Below are 1,818 nucleotides of genomic sequence, written 5' to 3'. Positions count from 1 at the left end.
TGGGTAGGGGAGCGTCGTGTCGCCGGTGAAGCGGCGGAGTGATCCAGTTGTGGAGGCGGCACGAGTGAGAATGCAGGCATGAGTAGCGATTCAGAAGTGGGAAACTTCTGCGCCGGATGACCAAGGGTTCCTGGGCTAGGCTAATCCGCCCAGGGTAAGTCGGGACCTAAGGCGAGGCCGACAGGCGTAGTCGATGGACAACGGGTTGATATTCCCGTACCCGCTGTGATGCGCCCATATCGAGGCCAGTGATACTAAGAGTCCTAGCGATGCGGTGGTCTTCGGACTGTTGCGGAGTGAACGCTCGGCCTGATCTGGTAGTAGGTAAGCGATGGGGTGACGCAGGAAGGTAGCCCATCCCGGGCGATGGTTGTTCCCGGGGTAAGCATGTAGGACGGGGTGTAGGCAAATCCGCACTCCAAGTGTCTGAGGTGTGATGCCGAGCCGATTGTGGCGAAGTGGGTGATCCTATGCTGCCGAGAAAAGCCTCTAGTGAGTGTTGCGGCGGCCCGTACCCTAAACCGACTCAGGTGGTCAGGTAGAGAATACTGAGGCGTTCGGGTGAACTGTGGTTAAGGAACTCGGCAAATTGCCCCCGTAACTTCGGGAGAAGGGGGGCCTCTGCTGGTGATGGGACTTGCTTCTTGAGCTGGTGGGGGTCGCAGAGGCCAGGGGGAAGCGACTGTTTACTAAAAACACAGGTCCGTGCTAAGTCGTAAGACGATGTATACGGACTGACGCCTGCCCGGTGCCGGAACGTTAAGGGGACCGGTTAGCTGCCGTGAGGTGGCGAAGCTGAGAACTTAAGCGCCGGTAAACGGCGGTGGTAACTATAACCATCCTAAGGTAGCGAAATTCCTTGTCGGGTAAGTTCCGACCTGCACGAATGGCGTAACGACTTCCCCGCTGTCTCAACCGCAGACCCGGTGAAATTGCACTACGAGTAAAGATGCTCGTTACGCGCAGCAGGACGGAAAGACCCCGGGACCTTCACTACAGCTTGACATTGGTGTTTGGGACGGCTTGTGTAGGATAGGTGGGAGACTGGGAAGCTGTCACGCTAGTGATGGTGGAGTCATTGGTGAAATACCACTCTGGTCGTTTTGGATGTCTAACCCGCGCCCGTGGATCCGGGTGGGGGACAGTGTCTGGTGGGTAGTTTAACTGGGGCGGTTGCCTCCTAAAGGGTAACGGAGGCGCCCAAAGGTTCCCTCAGCCTGGTTGGCAATCAGGTTTCGAGTGTAAGTGCACAAGGGAGCTTGACTGTGAGACTGACGGGTCGAGCAGGAGCGAAAGCTGGGACTAGTGATCCGGCACCGACGTGTGGAAGTGGTGTCGCTCAACGGCTAAAAGGTACCCCGGGGATAACAGGCTGATCTTCCCCAAGAGTCCATATCGACGGGATGGTTTGGCACCTCGATGTCGGCTCGTCGCATCCTGGGGCTGGAGTAGGTCCCAAGGGTTGGGCTGTTCGCCCATTAAAGCGGTACGCGAGCTGGGTTTAGAACGTCGCGAGACAGTTCGGTCCCTATCCGCTGCGCGCGCAGGAGACTTGAGAGAGGCTGTCCCTAGTACGAGAGGACCGGGACGGACGAACCTCTGGTGTGCCAGTTGTTCTGCCAAGGGCATGGCTGGTTGGCTACGTTCGGAAGGGATAACCGCTGAAAGCATCTAAGCGGGAAGCTCGTCTCGAGATGAGGTCTCCCACCCCGTTTGGGGGTAAGGCTCCCGGGAGATGACCGGGTTGATAGGCCGGGTGTGGAAGCGCGGTAACGTGTGGAGCTGACCGGTACTAATAGGCCGAGGACTTGACCATAA

Annotated in this window: 1 rRNA gene; it reads left to right on the top strand. The window is 57.9% G+C overall.

The annotated features are described in order from the left end of the window. Positions 1–1,816 (top strand): 23S ribosomal RNA (locus tag Aph01nite_RS40840); the annotation flags it as partial. Positions 1,817–1,818 lie beyond the last annotated feature (2 nt).

Source organism: Acrocarpospora phusangensis (assembly GCF_016862995.1).
In the GTDB taxonomy this organism is placed as follows: Bacteria; Actinomycetota; Actinomycetes; order Streptosporangiales; family Streptosporangiaceae; genus Acrocarpospora; species Acrocarpospora phusangensis.
Note: the sequence above shows the minus strand (reverse complement) of the source record. Positions and strands in the feature narration are given on the sequence as shown.